This window comes from Aeromonas sp. R3-1, from assembly GCF_040908345.1.
Lineage (GTDB): Bacteria > Pseudomonadota > Gammaproteobacteria > Enterobacterales > Aeromonadaceae > Aeromonas > Aeromonas veronii.
In genome coordinates, this window is the sequence record NZ_JBFODN010000142.1 from 1 (window position 1) to 4,178 (window position 4,178).

The following is a 4,178-nucleotide window of genomic DNA, read 5'->3' on the forward strand; positions in this document are numbered from 1 at the left end:
AGCTGACGGCGGCTGTTGATGGGGGAGACCAGCAGGTGGTTGAATTTGTAACGCTTATAGGGGTACTCGATGTATTCAAACACCCCTTCCACTTCGGCGGTGATATCCGGATTGCGGGTCAGCAGCGAGAAGTCGGTGTAGATCTTGGCGGTCTTCTCGTTGAAGTTGCCGGTACCGATATGGGCATAGCGCACCGCCTCGCCATTTTCGTGGCGGGTGATGAGGCAGAGCTTGGAGTGGATCTTGAGGCTCGGCACCCCGAACACCACCTTGACCCCGGCATCGGTAAGGATGTTGGCCCAGTCGATGTTGGCCGCCTCGTCGAAACGGGCGCGCAGCTCGACCACCACGGTCACCTTCTTGCCGTTGTTGGCGGCATCGATGAGGGAGTGGATGATCCGCGACTTCTTGGCCACCCGATAAATGTTGATGCGAATGGCGCTGACCGCCGGGTCGAACGCCGCCTGGCGCACCAGCTCGGTGAAGTGGTGGAACTTGTGATACGGGTAGTAGAGCAGGATATCCTGCTTGGTAATCGCATCGAAGGCGTTGACGAAGCCGTCAAAATCGCGGCAATCCAGCGCCGGCAGCTTGGGGTTTTCCAGATAGTCACGGCCCACGTTGGGGAAGCCGATGAAATCCTTGAAGTTGTGATAGCGTCCGCCCGGCATGATGGCGTCGTAGGAGCTGATTTGCAGCTTGAGCTTGAGGAAGCTGATCATGGCAGCGGGCATCTCCCGCTCGTAGACGAAGCGCACCGGCATGGCGGTGAGGCGCTGCTTCAAGCCATCACTCATCTTGTCCACCAGGCTCAGGTCCAGCTGGTCGGAGAGGTCGTATTCGGCATCCCGGGTCAGCTTCACCGCATAGGCGGCAATCTCGTCGTAGTCGAAGAAGCCTTTGAAGATCTCGTCGAGGCAGAAGCGGATGACGTTATCCAGAATGATGATCTGCTTCTTGCGGCGGGTTCCTTCCGGCGGCAGCTGGAAGAAGCGGGGCAGGTCGTCGGTCGGCACTTCCACCAGGGCGTACTGGATCACCTGACCGTTCTTCTTCATCTCGATGGCCAGATAGGTGTACTCATCCTTGAGGAATTTGACCGGATTGACCTCTTTGTTGAGCAGGATCGGGATGATGTGACGCAGCACCTTCTCCTTGAAGAAGACCCGCAGCCACTTCTGAATGGCATCGGAGAGCTGGTTCTCGTTGACCAGAAAGATGTTGTGGCGAGCGAGCGCAATCAACAGCTCTTTATAGGTGTTGTCGAACGCTTCACCGAGCGCCATCACTTTTTGCTGGATGGCGCGCAGCAGCACTTTCGCTTCATCGTCGCCACCATGTACTTCATTGATGAGGATGCGACGCTTGACGTCCGATACCCGTACCTTGAAGAACTCATCCTGGTTGGAGGAGAAGATCCCCAGAAAACGAACCCGCTCGATGAGGGGCACCGTCTTGTCCATTGCCTCTTGCAACACCCGTTCATTGAATGAGAGCCAGCTCAGCTCTTTCTCTTCATACTGCTTGTCGGTGCTCATCTTGTGCCTCTGTTTCAGGTCGCGTCTGCGCGGCAGTTATGGCGTTAATATATGACAAATAAATGACAGTATTGTTACTGCTCGCTGAACGCTTCGTCGATGTCGACCACCAGATCGTCGGAGAGGGATTCCAGCGCGGTGATAAGCGTATCCATCGCGAGCCCGTCGGGCAGGGCAACCAGCGCATGGGCATAGAAGAGCGGGGCGCCGGAGTGGGGAGCCGGTTCACAGCCGGTTGTGAGATCGGCCACGTTGATCTCGAGTTGGCGCAGGATGCTGGCTACTTCATGGACGATACCGGGGCGGTCGTTGCCGGTCACCGTCATCATGACTTGATGGGCTGGCTCGGCGGTAGGTGTCCCTTCGGCAAAGCTGATGGTCAGACCCGGTAGCAGGGCCAGTGCTTCGCACAGGCTGCGATAGTGCTCATCGGGGACAGAGACATGGAGGATACCGGCAAACTGTCCCGCCAGTTCGCTCATGGCGCTGCCCAGCCAGTTGCCCTGCTCGCGGCTGATGACTGCTGCCAGACTCTCGACGATCCCGGGTTTGTCTGCACCGATCACGGTGACCACCAATTGCTTTTGCATCCTGCTCTCCTTGAAATGGGATTTCTTGCTCTATCCCTATTGTGCCTGCTGGGACTGGTCATATGAACCCCCGCCTGCTGACAAATAGATAAAAAGACGGGGCTTTTCACTTTCTATACACGGGTCTGCTGCCTTGCTCCGTGGCGGCTGTGGTAAAGTAATTCCCCTTTCGTGTCGTGAACTGGATCGTGCTCTCATGAATACCCTTGTCCTATCGGGATTGTTGTTGCTGGCGCTGCTTGTGCTGGCGATCTTCTGGAGCAGAGGCAGACAGCAAAAGCGCCTGCCCTATGATATGCAGGAGACCCTGTTCAGTCCCGCCGAGCGATCGTTCCTTGGGGTGCTGGATCTGGCGGTGGGTGACAAGGCCCGGGTCTTTGCCAAGGTGCGGGTGGCCGATGTGCTGACGCCGCAGGCCGGGATCGGCAAAAGCAAATGGCAGCAGTACTTCAACAAGATCAGCGCCAAGCATTTCGACTATCTGCTTTGCCACCCCGCGGATCTCTCCTTTATCTGCGCCATCGAACTCGATGACAGCTCCCATCGTCACCAGAAGCGCAAGGCGCGGGATCTCTTTCTGAAAACCGCCTGCGACAGCGCCGGTCTGCCGTTGCTGCAGATCCCGGCAAGTGCCAGCTATCTGGTGGAAGAGCTGCGCGAACAGATCCTGCCACTGCTGGTCAAAACCAGCGAACCATTGATCGACGATCTGCCGCACGGGGCGCGCCGCGAGCCGACGTTCAATCCTCTGTTGCTGGACGGCGTGGATGTCGGTGCCGGGATGCGTGGCCGCAATGCCCATGCCGAGGCCATCTCGCCTGCGTCGCTCCACGAGCCCGCCATCCAGGCCAAGGGGATGGTGGAGGCGCCACAGAGTGAGGGTGAACTGGTCGATGGCTTGTTCGCCGATGTGGAAGATGATGAAGAGCACGAGGTACACCACTGCCCCCGCTGCGATGCGCCGCTGGTGGAGCGGGAGGCGAAAAAAGGCCCCCACGCCGGTCGACTCTTTCTGGCTTGCAGCCGTTTCCCCGAGTGTCGTTACGCGGCGCCGCACCACCATAATCGCCACTGAGAGCGCTTCACTGTGTCCCATGCTGCCCTCTGACGAGGGCAGTTTTCTTTCCGCTTTTGGCTGCGTTTGTTAACGGCGCCAATGCAGAAAATTCCTCGGCAAAATTTATCTAATCTCTCGTTTCTGTCGATACACTTAGCCTGAATACGACAATTTTTGACAATGTGTCGGAATTTTGGCACTTTGTGTGCCAGCAAAAAGACAGTCGGTAGCTGTTTTATCATCAAATAAAACAATAAGTTAGTTCAGGACATCGCGAGGAATGGATATGGTGGAGATGGGCGTGTTGATTGTTGATGCCGATGCGCAGCGGCGCCAACAGTTGGGAACCGTGCTCTCGTTTATGGGGATCCCGTGGCAGGAGGTGGCACAAAGCGATCTGGATGTGGCCATCGAATCCTCCGGACCGCTGCAAGGGGTGCTGGTGGGTGAGCTGACCGACCGTCCCTTGTTAGAGCTGCTGGCCGCCTTCCCCCGTACCCCCTTCCTCTCGCTGGTTGAGGCCGATCTGCCTAACAGCAACTTTATCGGGGTCGCGCTCTCGCCCTTTACCTATGAATCCCTTACCCGTCATTTGCACTTCTGTCAGGCGTTCGTCTCCTTGCATCCCCGTCAGCAGACCCATGACAAGGGGCAGGCCCTGCTGCGCTTGCTGGTGGGTAAAGGGAAGGGGATCCAGGAGGTACGCCGCCTCATTAGCCAGGTGGCCGAGACTGATGCCAACGTGCTGATCCTCGGGGAGTCCGGTACCGGTAAAGAGGTGGTGGCTCGCGCTATCCACGAACTCTCTTCCCGAAGCCAAGGCCCCTTCGTGCCCATCAACTGCGGCGCTATTCCGGCTGAATTGCTGGAGAGTGAACTGTTTGGCCACGAGAAGGGGGCGTTTACCGGCGCCATCGCGGCTCGTCGCGGTCGCTTCGAGCTGGCGCAGGGGGGCACCCTGTTCCTCGACGAGATCGGCGACATGCCGATGCC

At 57.9% G+C, this 4,178-nt stretch carries 4 protein-coding genes; 2 read left to right on the forward strand and 2 right to left on the reverse strand.

Translation table 11 applies throughout. The annotated features are described in order from the left end of the window. Both ppk1 and AB5Y85_RS08460 read right to left on the reverse strand, forming a co-directional pair. On the reverse strand, positions 1–1,538 hold a 1,538-nt coding region (gene ppk1, locus AB5Y85_RS08455; protein ID WP_368221327.1), incomplete at its 3' end, for a polyphosphate kinase 1. 74 nt (positions 1,539–1,612) lie between these two features. Further along, positions 1,613–2,128, reverse strand: coding sequence for a glycine cleavage system protein R (locus AB5Y85_RS08460; protein WP_047437655.1), 516 nt, complete (start codon positions 2,126–2,128; stop codon positions 1,613–1,615). 196 nt (positions 2,129–2,324) lie between these two features. On the opposite strand from AB5Y85_RS08460, the gene AB5Y85_RS08465 reads away from it, so the two are divergent. Both AB5Y85_RS08465 and AB5Y85_RS08470 read left to right on the forward strand, forming a co-directional pair. Continuing rightward, positions 2,325–3,203: a DUF2726 domain-containing protein gene (locus tag AB5Y85_RS08465; protein WP_257687758.1), complete on the forward strand. Its 879-nt coding sequence runs from the start codon at positions 2,325–2,327 to the stop codon at positions 3,201–3,203. 268 nt (positions 3,204–3,471) lie between these two features. Then, positions 3,472–4,178 (forward strand): sigma 54-interacting transcriptional regulator (locus tag AB5Y85_RS08470; protein ID WP_368221328.1); only part of this gene is annotated, 707 nt, incomplete at its 3' end.

Coding starts and splice junctions, on each gene's coding strand:
- AB5Y85_RS08460 (WP_047437655.1), bottom strand. CDS start 2,128: ATGCAAAAGCAATTGGTGGTCACCGTGATCGGTGCAGACAAACCCGGG.
- AB5Y85_RS08465 (WP_257687758.1), top strand. CDS start 2,325: ATGAATACCCTTGTCCTATCGGGATTGTTGTTGCTGGCGCTGCTTGTG.